This window comes from Vibrio olivae (assembly GCF_042428525.1).
Classification (GTDB): domain Bacteria; phylum Pseudomonadota; class Gammaproteobacteria; order Enterobacterales; family Vibrionaceae; genus Vibrio; species Vibrio olivae.
The window spans coordinates 55,405-75,191 of record NZ_JBHMEP010000004.1; the positions used below are offsets into that span (position 1 = coordinate 55,405).

General features: G+C 43.6%; 16 protein-coding genes. 15 read left to right on the forward strand and 1 reads right to left on the reverse strand.

What is annotated here, in order from left to right:
- The 3 genes from ACFFUV_RS14215 to ACFFUV_RS14225 all read left to right on the forward strand — a co-directional run.
- Window positions 1-548: cation diffusion facilitator family transporter (locus ACFFUV_RS14215; protein ID WP_390194055.1), on the forward strand; the 548-nt coding region annotated here is incomplete at its 5' end.
- Window positions 549-551: 3 nt separating this feature from the next.
- On the forward strand, window positions 552-968 hold the full coding sequence (locus ACFFUV_RS14220) for a MarR family winged helix-turn-helix transcriptional regulator (protein WP_390194059.1): 417 nt from the start codon (window positions 552-554) through the stop codon (window positions 966-968).
- A 185-nt stretch (window positions 969-1,153) separates the two neighbouring features.
- Window positions 1,154-1,651, forward strand: coding sequence for a NanQ anomerase/TabA/YiaL family protein (locus ACFFUV_RS14225; RefSeq protein ID WP_390194062.1), 498 nt, complete (start codon window positions 1,154-1,156; stop codon window positions 1,649-1,651).
- Between the two features lie 98 nt (window positions 1,652-1,749).
- Here ACFFUV_RS14225 and ACFFUV_RS14230 read toward each other — a convergent pair whose 3' ends face one another.
- Window positions 1,750-2,706: a DMT family transporter gene (locus tag ACFFUV_RS14230; RefSeq protein WP_390194065.1), complete on the reverse strand. Its 957-nt coding sequence runs from the start codon at window positions 2,704-2,706 to the stop codon at window positions 1,750-1,752.
- A gap of 510 nt (window positions 2,707-3,216) precedes the next feature.
- Between ACFFUV_RS14230 and ACFFUV_RS14235 the strand changes: the two genes are divergently transcribed.
- The 12 genes from ACFFUV_RS14235 (at window position 3,217) to ACFFUV_RS14290 (ending at window position 19,769) form a co-directional block, all read left to right on the forward strand.
- Window positions 3,217-5,013 carry a family 43 glycosylhydrolase gene (locus tag ACFFUV_RS14235; RefSeq protein ID WP_390194068.1) on the forward strand — a complete coding sequence of 599 codons (1,797 nt, stop codon included), beginning with the start codon at window positions 3,217-3,219 and terminating at the stop codon, window positions 5,011-5,013.
- A gap of 248 nt (window positions 5,014-5,261) precedes the next feature.
- Window positions 5,262-6,173: a ZIP family metal transporter gene (locus ACFFUV_RS14240; protein WP_390194071.1), complete on the forward strand. Its 912-nt coding sequence runs from the start codon at window positions 5,262-5,264 to the stop codon at window positions 6,171-6,173.
- A gap of 215 nt (window positions 6,174-6,388) precedes the next feature.
- Window positions 6,389-8,305 (forward strand): methyl-accepting chemotaxis protein, encoded by a 1,917-nt coding sequence (locus tag ACFFUV_RS14245; protein ID WP_390194074.1) that lies wholly within the window; start codon window positions 6,389-6,391, stop codon window positions 8,303-8,305.
- Between the two features lie 309 nt (window positions 8,306-8,614).
- Window positions 8,615-9,946 (forward strand): PTS sugar transporter subunit IIC, encoded by a 1,332-nt coding sequence (locus ACFFUV_RS14250; RefSeq protein WP_390194077.1) that lies wholly within the window; start codon window positions 8,615-8,617, stop codon window positions 9,944-9,946.
- A 2-nt stretch (window positions 9,947-9,948) separates the two neighbouring features.
- Entirely contained in the window at window positions 9,949-12,594 is a 2,646-nt protein-coding gene (locus ACFFUV_RS14255) for a family 78 glycoside hydrolase catalytic domain (RefSeq protein WP_390194081.1), read from the forward strand.
- Between the two features lie 29 nt (window positions 12,595-12,623).
- The gene (locus ACFFUV_RS14260; RefSeq protein WP_390194084.1) at window positions 12,624-13,592 is read left to right on the forward strand and encodes an AraC family transcriptional regulator; all 969 of its coding nucleotides are present in this window, start codon (window positions 12,624-12,626) and stop codon (window positions 13,590-13,592) included.
- Between the two features lie 357 nt (window positions 13,593-13,949).
- Window positions 13,950-15,209: a carbohydrate porin gene (locus tag ACFFUV_RS14265; RefSeq protein ID WP_390194087.1), complete on the forward strand. Its 1,260-nt coding sequence runs from the start codon at window positions 13,950-13,952 to the stop codon at window positions 15,207-15,209.
- 94 nt (window positions 15,210-15,303) lie between these two features.
- Complete coding sequence (locus ACFFUV_RS14270) at window positions 15,304-16,257, forward strand: alpha/beta hydrolase fold domain-containing protein (protein ID WP_390194090.1); 954 nt, start codon at window positions 15,304-15,306, stop codon at window positions 16,255-16,257.
- A gap of 316 nt (window positions 16,258-16,573) precedes the next feature.
- Window positions 16,574-16,879, forward strand: a complete 306-nt coding sequence (locus tag ACFFUV_RS14275) for a PTS sugar transporter subunit IIB (RefSeq protein WP_390194091.1) — start codon at window positions 16,574-16,576, stop codon at window positions 16,877-16,879.
- Window positions 16,880-17,070: 191 nt separating this feature from the next.
- Complete coding sequence (locus ACFFUV_RS14280; RefSeq protein ID WP_390194095.1) at window positions 17,071-17,376, forward strand: PTS lactose/cellobiose transporter subunit IIA; 306 nt, start codon at window positions 17,071-17,073, stop codon at window positions 17,374-17,376.
- A 30-nt stretch (window positions 17,377-17,406) separates the two neighbouring features.
- On the forward strand, window positions 17,407-18,840 hold the full coding sequence (locus ACFFUV_RS14285) for a 6-phospho-beta-glucosidase (RefSeq protein ID WP_390194097.1): 1,434 nt from the start codon (window positions 17,407-17,409) through the stop codon (window positions 18,838-18,840).
- A gap of 92 nt (window positions 18,841-18,932) precedes the next feature.
- Complete coding sequence (locus tag ACFFUV_RS14290) at window positions 18,933-19,769, forward strand: helix-turn-helix domain-containing protein (protein ID WP_390194099.1); 837 nt, start codon at window positions 18,933-18,935, stop codon at window positions 19,767-19,769.
- Window positions 19,770-19,787 lie beyond the last annotated feature (18 nt).

The following is a 19,787-nucleotide window of genomic DNA, read 5'->3' on the forward strand; positions in this document are numbered from 1 at the left end:
ACGACCACGACCACGACCACGACCACGACCACGACCACGACCACGACCACGACCACGACCACGACCACGACCACGACCACGACCACGACCACGACCACGACCACCAGCATAACCATGACCATCAACATGGGCATAACGATCACAATTTAAGAGCGGCTTATATGCACGTTATGGCTGACGCACTAACCTCGGTGTTGGCAATTGTCGCGCTGATTGTCGGTAAGTATATCGGTTGGAATTGGCTTGATGCGATTATGGGGATCGTGGGCGCATTAGTGATTTCAAAATGGACATGGGGACTACTTAAACAGACAGGGCCCGTTTTACTGGACGCCAGCATTGATGGTGCCTATAAGCAGCAAGTGCTTGATGCCATTACACCTTATGCTCAAGTCTCGGATTTTCATATTTGGAAAGTCAGCGCCGACCACTATGCTGCAGCGATGTCATTACAGTCATCAAACGATAAAAATGTTGATGATTTTAAACAGTTACTTAGTAAGTTTGATAAAATCCACCACCTAACCATAGAAGTGAATCACGTGTAGTTTATGAGCGAGTTAGAGAAATTAAATCAGCTGCTGATTGAGTTTTACGACAAGATGTCCTCGTGGGAACAATCAGTGGTGAAAGGGACCGGCTATTCATTAGCGCAAGTTCATACTATTGAAGTGCTCGGGAGTCATGGCGCGATGCGCATGAAAGAGTTGGCAGAAAAACTGGGAATCACCACCGGAACATTAACGGTTCAGGTTGATAAGTTAGTTAACAGTGGGTTGATTGAGCGGGCTGTCCATCCCCAAGATCGCCGTGCCATCGTTGTAAGGCTGACTGAGCAAGGATTAATACTGCATCGTCAGCATAACCAATTGCATCTGAAACTGGTGCAAGATTTGACGCAAGGTTTGGATGAGCATCAAGAGCACGCTCTTATGCAGAGCTTACAGAAAATGAATCAAGAGTTTTAAACTCATGCCTTGAAGTGGCACATTGGCTACGCCTGTTTAAGTCTTGGATGTGATGCGGCGCGATAACAAACTTTCCATCTTTGTTTTCTTGTTTTACTTGAGTTGAAACAGCTTTTTATTTTATTCTCAAATTAGACTGCGAAGTTAAAAGCAGATATTTTGATTACACATAAGGAGCGTTCACCATGTTGGTGAGTAAGTTTGATAGTTCGGAAAATGGCGTGTTGTTTTCACCTAAAGTGGTCGCGATGTTAGAGCAATTAAAAGCCACTAACCTCGCTAATTTGGAACTCGGTAAATACGAATTTGAAGGTATTTCTGGCGATGATGCATTCTTTATCGTTATGGAGTATGACACGGCGGCACAAAGCAAAGTTGGACCCGAATTTCATCGCACTTACACCGATATTCAGCTGCTTGTGTCTGGCGAAGAACAATTTGGCTGGGTGAGAGTCAGTGATGCGCAATTAGCAGCGCTTGATAGCCAATATGACTACGATGCTGAGCGGGATATCTGTTTCATTAAACACGATGAATTTGAGTTGGAATATAACCAGATGAAACTTGGTCATTTTTATATTTTCACGCCGCAAACCATTCATATGCCTAATTTGGCGTTGGAAACGCCAAGTAAAGTAAGAAAAGTGGTCGTTAAGCTGAAAACAGAGTTACTCAGTCGCTAATCTATCGCCTAAAGAACAAAAAGGGTTAACGGCAATCAATGCGGTTAACCCTTTTTGTTTGTGCGCGGCATGAACACCGCGTTGGGCCTAAGTGATGTTCAGGGATTCACCTGGGCAGGGGCGGGGTTAGGTCGTCTGCTGCGCGTTACGAGATAAATACCGCTACACACCAACCCAAGCGCCATGAGGTTTTTCCATTCCAGAATGGTCTCGCCAAGAAATAGCGCAGAGAGCAGACTGCCGAACACCGGAATTAAGAAGTTAAAAATCGTAATGGTGCCCACCGAGTTGTATTTGAGTAATACACTCCAAATTGCAAACGCGGCAGAAGAGAGGAGCGCTAAATACAACAAGAGCGCTGAGCCTCCAAGATCAAAATGACCAGAGTGCCCGCCAAACGCCAATCCAATCAATAACAGTGCAAGCCCACCAATGGCCAGTTGCCATGCCGTCATCAACATAGCATCAATGCCTTGCGAGACTTTTTTACCATAGATCGATGCTGCGGAGAGAATAAATGCCGCCAACATCACTGAGCCTTCTCCTGCTAAGCTGAACTGAAAGTCGAGCAGGGACTGGTCAAAGTTCACAATAAACACGCCTAAGAAGCCGATAACGCAGCCGAGTGTTTTGCGATGAGTCAGCCGATCATTTTGATAGATAAAATGGGCCAGAAGAACACTAAAAAAGGTGCCAGTTGAATTGATGATCGAAGCCTTAACACCGGTTGCGAACGCCACACCGATGTAAAAAAAGATGTACTGGAAACTGGTTTGTGTTAAGCCCAAAATGACGATTTGACGCATTTTATGTGAACTGAAATGACCGCGATGCCGACCTAACAGCCGCGCTAAAATCAGCAATAGAATGCCGGCTAATAAGAAACGCTGACCAGCAAAAACCATTTGCGACGCGACATCATGGGCCTCGATTTGCAACATCGCATACCCAGTTTTGATGGCAGGATAGGCGCTGCCCCAAAGTAAGGTACACAAAATAGCTAGGCAATAAACAGTCAGGGGCCGAGAAAAGAACTGTGATGAATCCGAAGACATAACTACAACCTTTAGTGAAACCGAGTCACGGTATCAAAAAACAAAAATGAAATGGCGTTTTTGAAATTAGCGAGATGGTAACGGAAATAGTCAAAGTTGTCTCGGATTGAATCCGAAAACGGTTCAACATAGGGCATTTTTTATAAATAGACGCTGACGATTTACTCACTAATGGAAACAAAACTTGTCACATATCTCGGCTTTATATCTTTGATGATGTTACAAATTTTATTTATTGGAACCTCAAGAGGAACTGCCTCCCATCACTGTGCATCCCATAGGATGGTCACTAAAGTAGCGGTGCGAACAGGCGCAGGACCAGAGCACGTAAACGCACGTGAAAGGATGAGCTTAGCCAATGTGGTCAACACTTAGGGACACGATGCATAGCATCAGTTGAGTGTAAGAGGTGATACGCAAGGTGCAGTAAAGCTGTTGTGCCTTTTGGATGTCTGAACGCATTGCGAGGATCGGTGGTGATCCTTGTTTTGACATACAAAGGAGCTTTACATGAACATAAAATGGTTAAAGCGAAGTGCAAGTGCTTCGTTCATCTTCTGCATCCCGTTATTCGCGTGTGCTAACAACCCGATTATCAAACATATCTACACCGCAGACCCGGCTGCTATTGTCGATAATGATACGGTATATATCTACACCGGTCATGACGAAGCATCGGTGACCGATACCAATTATCGAATGGACGATTGGCATGTATTCTCATCTCAAGACTTGGTGAATTGGACTGACCATGGTGAAGTGTTATCGCTCGAAGACTTTAGCTGGGCTTCGGCGGATGCGTGGGCAGGGGAAGTGGTTAAGCGCGGTGATAAATACTATTGGTATGTACCGGTTAATAATGATAACGACGGTTGGTTTGGTATCGGAGTGGCTGTTTCGGATTCGCCAACTGGGCCTTTTGTCGATGCCATTGGTGAGGCGCTGGTCACCGATAGCATGACTCCGAATGAAACCTTAGATATTGACCCAACAGTATTTGTGGGTGATGACGGTCAAGCGTATATGTATTGGGGGAATGCGACCAATAATGGCATCATCAAGGTGGTTAAACTGAAAGACAACATGATTGAACTTGATGGTGAAATTAGTAGTATTGGTACCGATCAAGTGCCTAACTTCACTGAAGCCCCTTATGTGCATGAAAGAGACGGTATCTATTATTTATCTTATGCCGCGGGTTGGCCAGAGCGGATTGAATATTCAACGGCGAACAATCCTATGGGCCCATTTATCCATCAAGGAGTGATACTCGATGCAGAGGATGTTAGTTCACCAACCAGCCACCAATCGATCATTGAATATCAAAATAACTGGTATCTTGTATATCACAACGCGGATTTACCGGATGGCGGAGAATATCGACGCAGCGTCGCAATGGACCGCCTTTACTATGATCAAAGCGGTGCAATTGAAAAAGTCACTCCAACAACCGAGGGCGTCGGCACTGCGGGCATTGAAGGCGAGTTTGTGTTACAAAATCGTTTAAGTGAGCACTGTTTACAGCCGCTTTATGGTGCAACGACCAATGGTACGCAACTCGTTCAAACCGAGTGTGATGCACAAGTAACACAACGTTGGAATGTTCGTCATCAACTCAATGACCGATATACACTTACTCACCAAGCAAGTGATAAAGTTGCTGATGTAAGCGGTGCGTCAATCAACAATGGAGCGCGCGCGATATTGTGGCCAGAAAATGGCGGCATCAATCAGCAGTGGCAACTGAGTGCGCAAACCGGTGATCAATCCGTGTATAAAGTGGCGAACGTAAACAGTCAGTTGTTGCTTGAAACGGTTAATGCTTCGTTGGAAAATAATGCCGAAGTGGGTCAGTGGGAGGACTTAGATGGGCTTCAGCAGCAATGGCGGTTTTTAAGACCAAAAGCGACACAAATTGAGCCGATAGATTTTTCCGGGTATAAGCTTTCGTATCGCGCGAACGGGGTGTGGATGGAAGCGTCACCTGACCCTGTCGATTCCAGTCAATTCCGCATCGTATCAGGGCTTGCCGATGGTAGCGGTATTTCGTTTGCTTCAATCTCCCATCCCGGGTATTACTTGAGGCATCGAGGGTTTGTGTTGTATATGGAGTATAGTGATGGCAGTGACTTGTTTGCTCAAGATGCGACATTCTATCGCCGGGCAGGGCTAGCGGATAGCCGAGCGGTGTCTTACGAGTCTTATAACTACCCAAGTTATTATCTTCGTCACCAGTTTTATCAGCTGCGGGTTGACCCACAAACAGAGCTCGATGTTCGCGATGCGACGTTCAACGAGATTGAGTAAATTGATCAAATTCGGTGATTGTTTATGCGACAAGGAAACTTGTCGCATTTTTTTATGGAATTTTTTGTTACATCTGTTGACCAACATTATGAATTATTTGAAATTTCCACTCGTTTGAGTTGCTTGGTTTCGCCTATCAAATTAATAGCTACTAACCACGTGAGTATTTGCATTGATAGGGTAGACTGATCATTGTCAACGTATATTAATCCACTTTACCAGAGGCAAATTGTCCCAAGGAGAGTTGAATGAACCGAGCTCAAGCACCGTCGTGGGTGGGGTCGCTACGCGATCATTCCTCACAACACCCCATCATCGCATCGGCGTTGGTGGCATCGGTGATTTTTATTGCTCTACTCGTGTTTGAGGCGGCCACGGGTACGCGGCAAGTGTACAGCAAGTATGCGTTTATTGGTGGTACTGCAGGGTTTGTTGCGACTGCAGTCGGCACATTTCCAGCACTGTTTATCAAGGAAATACCGCAAAAACTTTCTGATGCAATGCTCGGTTTTGCAGCAGGCATGATGCTTGCCGCTTCTGCTTTTTCCTTGCTACTGCCTGGTGTTGAAGCCGGCACCGACATTACGGGCAGTGGATTTGTTGGTGGTATGGTGGTGATATTGGGTATGGCGATTGGCGTGGCGCTGATGCTGGGATTAGATCGTTTCACTCCCCATCAGCACATGGAAGGAGGTCCGTGTGGTCCTGGCCATGAACGCTACAATCGCGCTTGGCTTTTTGTCTTTGCCATAGCTTTGCATAATTTCCCTGAAGGGATGGCCATTGGGGTTGGATATGCTCAAGGAGATTTCTCCGTCGGTATTCCGTTAACCACGGCTATTGCACTACAGGATATTCCCGAAGGCTTAGCGGTGGCACTGACCTTGCGTGCGGCTGGGTTATCACCAAAAACGTCAGTATTGATTGCTATCGCGACCGGTATTTTAGAGCCGATCGGCTCACTGCTTGGTGTGAGCTTAGCCGGCGGGTACCTCATTGCTTATCCGATAGGTTTGGGCCTTGCTGGTGGCGCGATGTTATTCGTTGTCTCGCATGAAGTGATTCCAGAAACTCACCAAAGCGGTCATCAAACAGTTGCGACCATTGGCTTAATGATTGGTTTTGCGCTGATGATGGTACTTGATACGACTTTGGGCTAATGACCGATAAAATCTCGAATCAACAATAACTATGTTTGTGATTGCATATAGATAGGAAAGCCATATAACCTCATGGTTTTTCTTTATTTTTTGAATAACATTCACACAATGGGTATCTTTGGACAAAATAACTACGAATAGGTCGTATTTTGTCCTTTTACCTTTCAATTCATCGCTATACTTTATGAACTAATGAGTGAATAAGGTATACCCACATGAAGCAACTTGGATTTAAACGGCTCCTACTTATCGCCGTGATATTGTTGGTTGGTCTTTCCGTTTCTATTTCAAGCTATATCTCTTATGCCCAGCAAAAAGAAGCCATGACCCATCTCATCACCAGTTCGGGTGAGGCCTATGTTAAAGGGCGTGCCGATTTGGTCGAAACATTCTTGGGTGAAAAAATTGCTGGAATGAAGGGACTTGGTGATATCTATAAACAGCAAGATTTTCCTGCTACCACGCCTGAGCAGATTGTCGCCATGACTGAGCAATTTGCGACAGCACTGAATACCGGAAGCTCATTTGTGGGGTTTGAATCCAACGGTGATGCCTACTGGAACCAAGAAACAGACGCATGGCCAAATCATAAGTACAACGGCGATATTCGTGAACAAAGTTACTATCAAGATGGACTGAAAGCGGAAACGCCCTCAGTGACGGATCCTTACCCGGACTCTGACGATCCAAGCATTTACTGGGTCAGCGTGGTTCAAAAAGTCAAACAAGGGATGATGGCCGTTGATATGAAGTTGGAGTTTTTAAGTAACTTAGTGAAAAACTCCACCGACCTTGATGGCTCAGTTGCCTTAATCCTCAATCAAGATACCACCGTTTTGGCTTCGACATCACCGGCGATTGAAACTGGTAAAAAAGCAACCGATTACTCTTGGTTTTCTTCAGCGGCTAACCAAGCGGTTGCGGGCGAAGCGGTTGTCACGGAGTATCAACTCAATGGCGTCGACAAAATCTTGTTTGCGGACCGAATCCAAGTCGCGGATAAGCAATGGTATTTTGTGTTAGGGATTAACACTGAAATTGCTTATGCGCAGTTGACGAGTGCAAGAAACAGCGCAATAACTATTGCGATTATTGCCACTCTGGTCAGTGTTATCATCGCATTTTTGGTGGTTCGCGTGTTGTATCGTCCGATACTGTCACTCAATAAAACCATCAAAGATCTGTCTAGCGGCGATGCCGATCTGACTCAGCGTTTGCAGGTCGACACCAATGATGAGCTGGGTGAAATCGCAAAAGGGGTGAATACCTTTATCGCAAGCTTGCAAGATATGATCAAAGAGATTCAGAATATCTCAGGTGTACTGCAAAGTAATGTGTCTCAGATGCGCGAGCAGTCTGAGCATAACTCATCGATTTTGCAAAACCACGTGACCGAAACCGAGCAAGTGGTGACTGCGATAGAAGAGATGAATGCCACCGCGAATTCAATGGCAACTGATGCTGCAAATACAGCTGAATTGACGCAACAAGCAGATGAAACCAGTTCGGCATCTCAAAACACCGTTCGCCAGTCACAAAATACGGTTTCTGCGTTGATTAGTGATGTCGAACTGGCTGCAGAAAATGTCCATCGCATGAGCCAAGAAACTCAGGAGATCAATAAAGTGTTGAGTGTCATTGGTGATATTGCTGAGCAAACCAACCTGCTTGCATTGAACGCTGCCATTGAAGCGGCTCGTGCCGGCGAGCAGGGACGTGGATTTGCTGTGGTTGCGGATGAAGTTCGTAATCTTGCCAGCCGCACTAAATCCAGTACCGAAGAAGTGGAAGTGGCACTGTCCAATCTACTGAAAGGAACGCAAGTGGTGGTTGAATCAATGGAAAATACCAAGCAGCGCTGCCAAGAAACGGCAGAAGGCTCTGGTGAAGTGGCAGATAGCCTAGAAACCATGACAACCTATGTCGCTGAAATCAATACCTTAAGCGCGCAAATTGCGACGGCGGCAGAAGAGCAGAGCAGTGTTACACATGAACTGAGTCGCAATATGACGGCGTTGAATGACATTGTGGGTGAATTGGATGCCAATGGACAGAAAGCATTGTCTGATATGGAAACCATCGCCTCAGTCAACTCTCAGCTTGTGAGTATTGTTGGACGCTTTAAACTGTAACGTCTACTACGACTAGCCTATTTAAAACGCCCATTATTCAATGGGCGTTTTTTTTGCGATCCAATCAAATCGCTGCCTGCTTTTTGGTCTTTTATTCATAGCTTCAGTTTGTTCATTTGCTTGAAATCTTCGACGACCTTTGCGCTTGCAAACATGGTCAATTAATTGTGCAACGCCCGATATTATCAGCCAGCGCGGCGCTGCTTATGATTAAGTCAACGTAGGGCCTCAGTGAGTTCGCGACCGCTAAGCCGATATGCGTTCGTTTTGAGAATAACGTTCAAGTGAAACAACATACGGTCATCCACTATGAAAATTAACAAAACTATAATTCAAGATAACATGATGCAGTTGATGCAACGGATCGGACAAAACCGATACTTGCAAGCCATCATGCGCGGTATGATGATGGTGCTACCTGCCACGATCATGAGCTCTTTTGCTACGCTACTTAAAGTGTTTCCGGTTCCTGCCTATCAGGAATTTATTGCCGAGCATAATCTCGCGCAATTTTTTGATATTCCCATTAACTTTACCAATAACTTTCTGGCGGTCATTGTTGCGTTCTCGGTGGCTTATACGTTCGCCAAGAGCTTTAATGTTGACGGTTTTACGGCTGGCTTGATCTCAATGATCTCGTTCTTTATTTTGACGCCGTATAACTTAGGTGAGATGGGGCCGTTAGGGCAAGCTATTGATATACCTAATCAATGGTTAGGCTCAATGGGGCTGTTTACTGGGATTATGGTTGCTTTTGTCTCTTCGCGGATTTTTGTCGCGATTACCCTCAAAGGGCTGATCATAAAAATGCCAGACAGTGTGCCTGAGTTTATCTCCAAATCATTTTCTTCACTGGTTCCTGGTATCATCATTCTTTCTGGTTTCACCGTCTTGTCGGCAGCCATCACCATCGGTGGGTTAGGCAGTATTCACGATATCATTTACAGCATTATTCAAGCGCCACTGACGTCACTCGGTGCTGGGATTGGGTCGGTAATTTTGGTATCGATTTTTGCTCAGTTATTGTGGTTTTTTGGCTTACATGGCCACGCCATTACTTTGGGCATTGTGGCACCGATCTGGTTTGCGATGGATGCCGCGCAGCTGGCTGCTTTCTCTGCTGGCAACCCAACGCCAAACATCACCGGTTTTGCGTTCTTTATGACGTACACCGCGGGGGATTTATTCCCGCTGGCCTTTATGTTGGCGTTCATGGCGAAAAGTGAGCGTTTTAAAACGCTAGGCCGTATATCGGTGGTGCCTGCCGTGTTTACCATCGGTGAACCCATGGCATACGGCGTTCCTTTGGTGATGAACTTCGCACTCGCGATTCCATATATTCTATTAAATGCAGTGATTCTTGGCGGCGCTTATTACCTCACCGTGATCGATATCTTACCCGCAGTCGCAGGTGTTGCGGCTCCCGCTGGTATGCCGATTATTCTCTCAGGGTTTATGCAAGGAAGTTGGAAAATAGCGGCTTTTCAAGTGTTGTCGTTCGTCGTGCGCTTTGCTGGTTGGTACTTCTTCTTCAAGATTGCCGATAAGATTGCTGTTAACGAAGAACTGGCGGAACTGAAACAACAAGAAGAGCGCGCGCAAGCCGCTGCCTCGCTTAAAGAAGTGGAAGCAAAGAGCTAGCTATGAGTACAAAACAATTAACGATTAACGATAAATTGCACGCGGTTGTTACTGATCGTCAAGCAATTAATGTGAGCTGGCAAGTCGACTTTACTCAGTATCGATATGAAGTAAATATTTACCATCAAGGCAAAGCACTTTACTTTAAAAGTAAATTTGGCAACGAAAATACCCACTGTGTTGAAGGCTTAACGCTTAAGCCTTCTTGCCAATACCATGTTGAGGTGGTGGTTTATGGAGACGCGGAAAGCTTTCGCGTTTTTACAAACTCGTTTATGACTGGAAATTTTGGCAGATTCCAAGGGCGGTGGATTTCAAACGGTCATACTCTCAATAACGACAGTGACTATTACACACCAACCCATAACGTTTGGATGAAAAAAACACTGGAGATTGAAGACGCAGCCGAAAGTGCTTATATCCATCTCGTAGGCCTTGGCTATTACACGCTGTATATCAATGGACAGCGCGTGTCTGAATATCAATTAAATAATGATTGGAGCAACTACGACAAAGTCGTTTATTACGACACGTTTGATATCACCCGTTACTTGAAACCAGGAACTAACTATGTTGCCGTTGAACTGGCCAATGGTTGGTATAATCCAGCGCCGCTGACGTTATTTGGTAAATATAATCTGCGTGATGTCTTGGCCATTGGTGAGCCTAAGCTGCTGGCTGACATCGTGATTCATCATGCTCAGCATCAGCAAGTCATCTCGACGGACGACAGTTGGCAAGTGGTGCCAGGTGCCTATCTTGCTAATAATATGTATCTTGGTGAAAGGGTCGATCTGAAACGCGCCAGTGAATTGGCTGCGGATTTAACCTTGAACCACCAACCGGGCAAGCCAGCCACTCTATGCCAAGGCCCTGAAGGAAGTCTGATTCCTAGCTTTATCGACAAAATTGCGCTTGGTAAAAACGTTGAAGCCTTTGCGATCACCGAACTTGGACCTAAACATTTGATGGTGGATTTTGGTGAAACGGTGAGCGGTTTTATCGACGCTCAGTTTTATTCTGATAGTACGCAACAGGTCTCGTTTCTTTATAGCGAGGAACGGAATTTGGACGGGCGCTTAAATACAGACTCCACCTTAGCGGGTTTTGTTGGAAAACAAGTGAGTGAAAGCTTTGTGGTGCCTGGCGGCGCAGGGGCACCTGAGCGTGCAGCGCAATTAGACGCTTGCCTGCCTCAAATTGGTAAAAATCGCTTTATTAACCAATATTGTTACCACTCTTTTCGCTATGTGGAAATTAAGGGGATCGAACTGACTAAGCTTGAACATATTCAAGCGTTCTACGCCCATACTCAATTACGTGAAGTTGGGCACTTTGAGTGCTCGAATTACTATCTCAATGATTTGTATCAAATTGCAAAGACCACGAAGCTCAATAACATTCATTCGGTGATTGAAGATTGCGCGAGGGAGCGTTTAGCGTACGGTGGCGACATGGTGGCATTGGCGGATTCGCAAGTCTTAATGTTTGATTCCGCGACCTTATATCAAAAAACGCTAGCGGATTTTGTTAACGATGTGCGCGATAATGGCGGTTTTCCCGAAACCGCGCCGTTTATGGGGATTAAAAGTAACGGTACGGGGGAAGGTGCGGGCCCTTTAGGTTGGCAGTTGGCGGTACCTTACTTACTGAAAATGCATCACCGCCATTACGGTAATCAACAACTGATTGAACAGTGGATTCCCTCACTCGAAGCGCAGTTTTCTCATTTAGAGTCCATTGGCTTACCTGCTATTTCAGAATGTTGCCTAGGAGATTGGGGAAGCAGTACACCCAGCGAAGGGGATTATAAACAATCATCTCCAGCGCGAGCTTTTACGGCCAGTTGCTTTTATTATTATCATGCCCAGTTGTTGGCGGAGTTTGAGCAGTGTATTGGGCGATCGGATAAGGCCGATGGTTACCAAATAAAAGCAAACAACATCAAGCAGCAGATAAAGCATTTATATCGTAACCCAGATGGTAGCTATGCAGATAAAAGCCAGACAAGCTACATATTTGCGATTTATTTTGAGCTTGAACCTGAGCTACAACCCTTAATTGATGAGTTATTAAATGTAATTGAGAGAAATCATTATATCTTAACGTGTGGAATTTTTGGTCAAAGTTTTATTTACCAACTGGCTAATAAAATAGATGTTAACGCAGTGATCTATAAATGGCTATATCAAAAACAAGGTATTAGTCATATGTTAAAAGATAATAACCGCGCTTTGAAAGAGTTCTTTGGAGACAACAATAATGGGTCTTGCAACCATGCAATGTTCAGTTCCTATGTTTCTTGGCTATACCGATCATTAGGTGGTATTCACATCTGTGATGATGCGATCGGTGCTAATAAGGTATTGATTAAGCCGTATTTTGCGAGTGATATTTCGCATGTCAGTTGTTGTTATCAAAGTATGAAAGGATTGATTCACTGTGAATGGAAAAAAGAGAATGAGAAAATTCATTTATCCTTATCTATTCCACACAATATGAGTCAATGTACTCTAGTTATTCCGGAGAAATATAAAAACTCTATTTGTGATATTAATTTTAAACTATATGATGAAAAACATATCCAACTCGACATAACTGACATTCGAGAGTTGAACCTAAAATTAAATTCTGTTTTAGTACACTAATTAGAATATCAATTGGTGTAAGATGAAATATGTTAGATGCCAACGTTCATGAAGAACTCACGTCGTATACTGATAGAGAATTATCTCTTTTGTCGAAAGACTTTAAATTAAATCATGTATTTACTAAGCGTGTTAAGCGTCAGTTTTTTCAAGACAAACATATCTACATCGAAAAACAGAGTCGTTTTGTTAATGTGCCGTTGCATTCTCATGACTACATTGAACTTGTTTATGTTTACAGTGGCCAAATGCACCAAGTTGTCAACGGTAAGCCAGTGGTGCAAAACAAAGGGGAAATCATGCTGCTGAATCAGTTTGCTCAGCATGAAGTTGAAGCTGCTGATGACAACGACATCATTATTAATTTTATTATCGAACCTGAATTCTTTGGTCGACTTATTTCGTTATTTGATACTGATAATTTGATCACAGAATTTATTCTTTCTTCTATCAACGGAAAGAAGAGACTTGGTGAACATATTCATTTCAAAGTCGGTGAGAATAAAGAAATTCAGGACTCTGTTTCTAAAATTATTAATGAAATTTATGGTGACAACTCTCTCAAACAGATCCGTGTTAACTTTTTAGTTGGCTTATTGATTACTGAACTGTTATCTAATGTCGAGTCTAGTGATTATTATGTCAGTATGAACTATTGTGAATCCCTTGCGGTAACAGTATTGCGGTATATCGAAGATAACTACCGAACGGCCAGTTTGAAAGATATATCAAATAAGATTAATCAACCTAACTATAAAGTGAGTCGCTTACTTAAGAGTTTTACAGGAAAAACATTTAGTGAGATTTTGTTGCAAAAACGCTTGGAACAAAGTGTTTATCTTCTTAAGCACACTGATTATTCGATTATTGAAATTATTAATATGACCGGGTACGAGAACGCTTCACACTTTTACAAGGTTTTCCGTGATAAATACCAAGTAAGTGTTAAGGAGTTTCGAGATAACATTAAACTGGATACTCAAGACTTAGCGAGTTAGTATCTTTAATAAGAATAAAAAACCATCAACTTTGTTTGATGGTTTTTTATTTTGTGAGCTATGTCGTTTAAAATGTCTTGCCTTTTTTTCTTCCATCCTACCCGCAATAATCGACAATAAAATGTGCAACATAGGTTATCAAAACCCCATTCATTGTGTCGCAAAATACTCTCAAATAACTGGCCAAGTGAAATTATTATCCACCTGGACTGTTATTTATTATGTATGGTTTTATTGTTATTTTCTATTTTTAGGTATGAATCAATTTTTCCATTTACTCTGAGACTTAGTACAGAGTTTAATAACGTATAAAGCTTAATACATATCAAGTGTAATAAATAACACGGAGTGTATTAAATGAAAAAAAAGTTCTGTTTTGCAGTAGCGGCTACCGCTATTGCTTCTTTCTCTACCATTGCTGATGACAGCATTAATTTTCATGCCTACGGTATGGTGGCAGGTAATTTCGAGCAAGACCTCGGAAAACCGAAAAACCTGGCTCTACATATGGATCCAACCGGTCCTAACCAAGATCCGCGTGGCAAAATGGGGGAACTCGGCAACAATTATTGGCATGACTATTTTGTCTCACTGGCGATTAACAAACGCTGGGATGATACTGTCGATCCGGGTCAATGGGCTGATTTTACTTATGAAGTTGTCGGCTACGGTGACAAAGGGGTGGAAACCGCACAGATGTATGTACAGTTTGGCGGGCTCGATTTTATGCCACAAGATACCAAGCTATGGGCGGGCCGCCGCTACACGGGTGAGCGGATTGGTATTTTGGCGTACAACATTCGTGAAGTAAATGTTGATTCAGGTGTGGGTTATCTAGGAAAAAATGTCGATATTACCATTGGTTACAACCAAATTGATTGGTCATCGGAAAATGCAATCGAAGCGGCTGAAGGTTCCCGAAATTTGCTCGATGTCGCCTACCGCCTAGGAAATTACGAGTTTGGTGGCACGTATGTTCATGAGCTTGACGACCCGATAAGAAATAACCCACGTGATGCATTTAGCGTATTTGGCAAGTACACCTTTGGTTCTTATTTTGGCTTGCTTGATGGGCAATCGGTGATTGAAGCGCAAGCCGGACGCGGAGTCATCGCGCAATATCTTAATACCAATCGTATTAGTGCACTCAGTGAGGAAAAAGACATATCGATGCGCCTAAGTATGTTTGGAACTGTCTATGATTATCGTGGATTGAGTATTGAATCCGCGCTGATTTATGAATACACCGACCGTGATGAAGATGCCAACCGTATGACTTATATTCGCGACACGGGCTACGGGGGTATCGGAGAGTATGGCAGCGCGACTGAGACCGGGATTTTTGCTGCGGTCAATGTGAAGCAGCCTTTAACGAATAATATTTCTCTTCATTATGAAGCGGTTGTCAATAATACCACCAACAAAGATGGTCGTGATGGAGCGACTGGCACTATGTATAAATTGGCTTTTGGACCCGCGATTCAACTTAAAGCAACTCGTTGGGCTGCACCGGTAACAGACATTACGGTCTCGTATGTGGGAGGCGAGCAAGAATTAACGAATCTTGACACTAAATCAGAATGGGTATTTGGCTATCGGGCGCAAATTTGGTTCTGATCATTTAAGGTTTGAAATAACAATAAATAATGACATTAGTTCTTAAGACGATTTTCTAATAACGACAATTTTTTGCAAGAAAGGTATGAATATCATGAAAATTAAGCAGGTACTTTTACTCGCAGCGACGCTCTCTACTGCTTTTTCGAGCATTGCTGCCAATTCAGACAGTAAGGAGCTCTCGGTTGAGATGAGCGTGCCGCCAATTCGTCTGAATTCAGATTTTGTTTATGCGCAAACCTTTAATAATATGGGTCGACCCATCAATTTATCGATGGATGTGATCCAGCCGTTTTCTAAAACGCCTTTGCCTGCGGTTCTATTTGTGACGGGCGGAGGTTTCATGGACGCGCCCAAAACCAAATTTATTGGCCAGCGTGTTGATATGGCTCGCGCTGGCTATGTCGTGGCGAGTATTAATTACCGTGTTGTACCGATGGTGACATTCCCAGGTATGCTTGAAGACGTCAAATCTGCGGTGCGCTATATGCGTGCAAATGCTAAAAAGTTTGGTATTGATCCTTCTCGTATCGCGGTGATGGGCGAGTCTGCTGGCGGGTATCTCGCTGCAATAACGGCAACCACCAATGGGATGCATGAATTTGATAAAGGTGATTACCTTGACCAAAGTAGTGATGTTCAAGCTGCCATTGACCTTTATGGGTTATCAGATCTCACTCGGGTTGCCGCGGATTTTTCGAAAGAACGCCAGAAAAAACATCAATCGCCCGCGATTCCCGAAGCCATGCTGGTCAATGGGATTCCATTCCAAGCTGGCGGCTCAATACAAAGTGACTTAGACAAAGCCGCAAAAGCCAACCCCATCACTTATATTTCTAAAGCAACGCCTCCGTTTTTGCTCATGCACGGCGATGCTGACCCAATTGTGTCGCCTAGTCAGACACAAATTTTACATCAAGCGTTAATCGAGGGCGGCGTCGACTCCACTCGTTACGTGGTAAAAGGAGCAGATCATGCGGGATTTCTTTGGTATCAACCTGAGATTATGGACGTCATTATTCAGTTTCTCGATGAGAAATTAAAGTAAATATTGAAGTCAGTTAATGTTTAATTGGGTAGATATTAACGCCATCAATCAATATGTGTTGGAATAATGTTTACCTTAAAATATTAACGGATAATAAATTAACTTTAAGTCAATTTATTTATCTTAATTTAAGGTTTTATTTTGATATTTGTATGATTTATTTGACTTTGATAAGTATTGTTAAATAAGCCAAATATTGTCATTTTTATATAAGATTTTGAGAATTTTATCACAGACTTTAATGACATTGATATATAAATTGGAACCGGTTACATTTTGCTGAAAAGCCAATAAAAATTTAAAAAAGGTAAAGACGATGACAAAAATTTTACTCTGCTGCGCCGCTGGTATGTCTACCAGCATGGTCGTCAAAAAAATGAAACAAGCTGCCGATTCAAAAAACCTGGAAGTAGACATTCAAGCCGTTGGTTTAGATGAGTTTGACGCGAACCTTGATAAGTATGATTGTTTTCTTCTTGGCCCACAAATTAAGTACAAACTTGGTGATTTTAAAGTAAAAACGGATGGTGTTGGTAAGCCAATTGCGGTCATTAATCAAATGGATTATGGCATGATGAAAGGCGATAAAATCCTTGATGATGCACTCGCCATGCTCGGTTAATTGCTTTCTTATTTATTAATAAAATCACATATTAATTGTATTAAATTATAATTAGGGCTTCTGGTGATGAGAAGCTCTTTGACCAAGCTTTAACCTTCTTAATCGATAAATTAATACTAAGAAGGTTATTTAACTTATTTTAAATTCTGGAATTTTATTACTTTCGGAATGCGTTTATTGTCGGAGTGAATATGGATCTCGAATCAACGGTAATGGAATTAATTATTAATGCTGGCGAATCTAAAAGTTTAGCGATGCAAGCATTAAGCAATGCCAAAAAAGGCCACTGGGATGAAGTGGATGAATTACTCAAGCAGTCGACAGAAGCGGCGAAACGTGCTCATGGCGTGCAGACGGAACTGATTGGATTAGATGAAGGGCAGGGGAAAGTCCCGGTGAATCTGATCATGGTTCACGCTCAGGACCACATCATGACATCGATGTTAGCGCGTGAATTGATTGAAGAGCTTATCGACATGCATCGCAAGTTTAGCTAGTCATGCTGCACAACCAAAGAGAGAGTTTTCATGAGCAACACTTTTCCAAATAACTTCTTGTGGGGAGGCGCCGTCGCCGCCCATCAAGTTGAAGGGGGCTGGGATCAAGATGGTCGAGGTCCAAGTATTATGGATGTTCTGAGCGGTGGTGCGGTTGATAAAGACCGCATTGTGACCGATGGTGTCCAAGACGATGTATTTTATCCAAACCATGAAGCCATCGACTTTTATGGGCGCTATAAACAAGATATCGCTTTGTTTGCGGAGATGGGATTCAAATGCTTTCGTACATCCATTTCGTGGTCCCGTATTTTTCCAAACGGTGATGAAGTCGAGCCAAATGAAAAAGGCCTGCAATTCTACGATGATCTGTTTGACGAATTGTTAAAGCACAATATCGAGCCAGTCATCACCCTCTCGCACTTTGAGATGCCGTACCATCTGGTGAAGGAATATGGAGGTTGGCGCAGTCGTCAGGTCGTTGATTTCTTCGTACATTACGCAGATACCGTCATGAGGCGCTACAGCGGTAAAGTTAAATACTGGATGACGTTTAACGAGATCAACAACCAGAAAAATTACGCGTATCCGCTGTTTGGTTATGCCAACTCTGGTGTGATTTTCAATGATGACGACAAACCTGAGCAAACCATGTATCAAGTCGTGCATCACCAATTGGTCGCCAGCGCGCAGGTAGTGGCGCTTGGTCATCAAATTAACCCTGAGTTTCAAATTGGTTGCATGATGGCATTTATTCCGATCTATCCATATTCCTGTGCACCAGAGGATGTGATGTTTGCGAATCAATCAATGCGTGACCGATTCTTGTTTGGGGACGTGCATGTCCGAGGACAATATCCAGCCTATATTCGCGAAGAGTGGCGTAAGAAGGGCTACGAAATTGTAATGGAGCCAAATGATGAGCGCATTTTGGCCCAGGGCTGTTGTGATTACGTCGGTTTTAGTTACTACATGTCCGTTGCGGTTTCGGCGACTGAAAAAGGTGAAAGCAAAGGCTTAACCGGATTCCCAGGTAGCCTCGATAATCCTTACGTTAAAGCATCGGACTGGGGCTGGCAAATTGATCCCGTGGGACTTCGTTATTCGTTAAACATGCTTTATGAGCGTTATCAAAAGCCATTGTTTATCGTTGAAAACGGGTTTGGAGCCATTGATAAGGTGGAGAGTGATGGCTCAATCAATGATGACTATCGAATAGCGTATCTTGAATCACATATCAAAGAGATGAAAAAAGCTGTTGTCGAAGACGGTGTTGAGCTTTTGGGGTATACCCCTTGGGGCTGTATCGATTGTGTGTCGTTTACGACCGGCGAATATAAAAAACGTTACGGCTTTATTTACGTGAATAAGCATGATGATGGCTCTGGCGATCTTAGCCGCGCGAAGAAGAAAAGCTTTAACTGGTATAAGCAGATTATTGACACCAACGGGCGTGACTTATAACTCAAGGTTAAACCCGACCTAACCAGTGTGGCAGAACGTTGTCGGCACTGGTTACCCTCTAACCGTTAGCTCAACCTATTAGGCGGATGATGATGAATTTGAACACTCAAGATTTTGCGATTAACGCCCACACGCCAATCAAAATCGAATCTCGCACGCCGCAGGAGTCGTTTCCAGAGCACTCACATTCATTTGAGGAGATTATTATTGTTTCTCAAGGCTATGGCACCCATGTGTTAAACGATGTGCCGATGAATCTGAGCAAAAACTATGTGTGTTTTGTCAATCAAGGTGATAAACACTTATATGAAAATGTGAGCGGCTTAAACTTAAATAATGTGCTCTTCGATCTTAAGAGCTTACCCGCTTCACAAGCGCTGCTGGATTATCTACCACTGGGTGACGCACAGCCAAAAAGTTGGTTTATCAATGATGCGAGCTTAGCGCGTGTTCAATCATTGCTAGAGCAAATTCATTGGGAGTCGACGGTGCGCACTCCGGAAACTGACCTTAGCATTCGCTCACTGTTTACTCTGTTATTGATTGAATTGAAACGTGGCCGTGTATTATCGATTAACGGTCGAGACAACGCTGAAAAAACGTTAGCGGTGATCGCGCACCTAAACCACCATTTTGATCAACCTAACGATCTGGAGTCAGTGGCTGAGCGTGCGCAAATGTCAGCGAAAGTTCTGGCGCAAAATATTAAACGCCTCACCGGCATGCGTTACAATCAATACCTCAATTATGTTCGCACCAGTAAAGCAATGGAAGCATTACTGTATTCGGACAAATCCGTCACTGACATCGCGTTCGATGTTGGCTTTCAAGATAGCAATTACTTCTCGACCAAATTTAAACAAGTCTTTCAGCGTACGCCAATGGCCGCACGCTACGATATTGCGCTCAAAAATTCCCGCCGTCATTAGGCTTAGCATTGGCTTAAG

Bases quoted from the DNA above. Each gene is read 5' to 3' on its own strand.
- ACFFUV_RS14260 (WP_390194084.1), top strand. From the start codon at position 12,624: ATGTTAGATGCCAACGTTCATGAAGAACTCACGTCGTATACTGATAGA.
- ACFFUV_RS14225 (WP_390194062.1), top strand. From the start codon at position 1,154: ATGTTGGTGAGTAAGTTTGATAGTTCGGAAAATGGCGTGTTGTTTTCA.
- ACFFUV_RS14265 (WP_390194087.1), top strand. From the start codon at position 13,950: ATGAAAAAAAAGTTCTGTTTTGCAGTAGCGGCTACCGCTATTGCTTCT.
- ACFFUV_RS14245 (WP_390194074.1), top strand. From the start codon at position 6,389: ATGAAGCAACTTGGATTTAAACGGCTCCTACTTATCGCCGTGATATTG.
- ACFFUV_RS14255 (WP_390194081.1), top strand. From the start codon at position 9,949: ATGAGTACAAAACAATTAACGATTAACGATAAATTGCACGCGGTTGTT.
- ACFFUV_RS14235 (WP_390194068.1), top strand. From the start codon at position 3,217: ATGAACATAAAATGGTTAAAGCGAAGTGCAAGTGCTTCGTTCATCTTC.
- ACFFUV_RS14240 (WP_390194071.1), top strand. From the start codon at position 5,262: ATGAACCGAGCTCAAGCACCGTCGTGGGTGGGGTCGCTACGCGATCAT.
- ACFFUV_RS14250 (WP_390194077.1), top strand. From the start codon at position 8,615: ATGAAAATTAACAAAACTATAATTCAAGATAACATGATGCAGTTGATG.
- ACFFUV_RS14270 (WP_390194090.1), top strand. From the start codon at position 15,304: ATGAAAATTAAGCAGGTACTTTTACTCGCAGCGACGCTCTCTACTGCT.
- ACFFUV_RS14220 (WP_390194059.1), top strand. From the start codon at position 552: ATGAGCGAGTTAGAGAAATTAAATCAGCTGCTGATTGAGTTTTACGAC.
- ACFFUV_RS14285 (WP_390194097.1), top strand. From the start codon at position 17,407: ATGAGCAACACTTTTCCAAATAACTTCTTGTGGGGAGGCGCCGTCGCC.
- ACFFUV_RS14280 (WP_390194095.1), top strand. From the start codon at position 17,071: ATGGATCTCGAATCAACGGTAATGGAATTAATTATTAATGCTGGCGAA.
- ACFFUV_RS14275 (WP_390194091.1), top strand. From the start codon at position 16,574: ATGACAAAAATTTTACTCTGCTGCGCCGCTGGTATGTCTACCAGCATG.
- ACFFUV_RS14230 (WP_390194065.1), bottom strand. From the start codon at position 2,706: ATGTCTTCGGATTCATCACAGTTCTTTTCTCGGCCCCTGACTGTTTAT.
- ACFFUV_RS14290 (WP_390194099.1), top strand. From the start codon at position 18,933: ATGAATTTGAACACTCAAGATTTTGCGATTAACGCCCACACGCCAATC.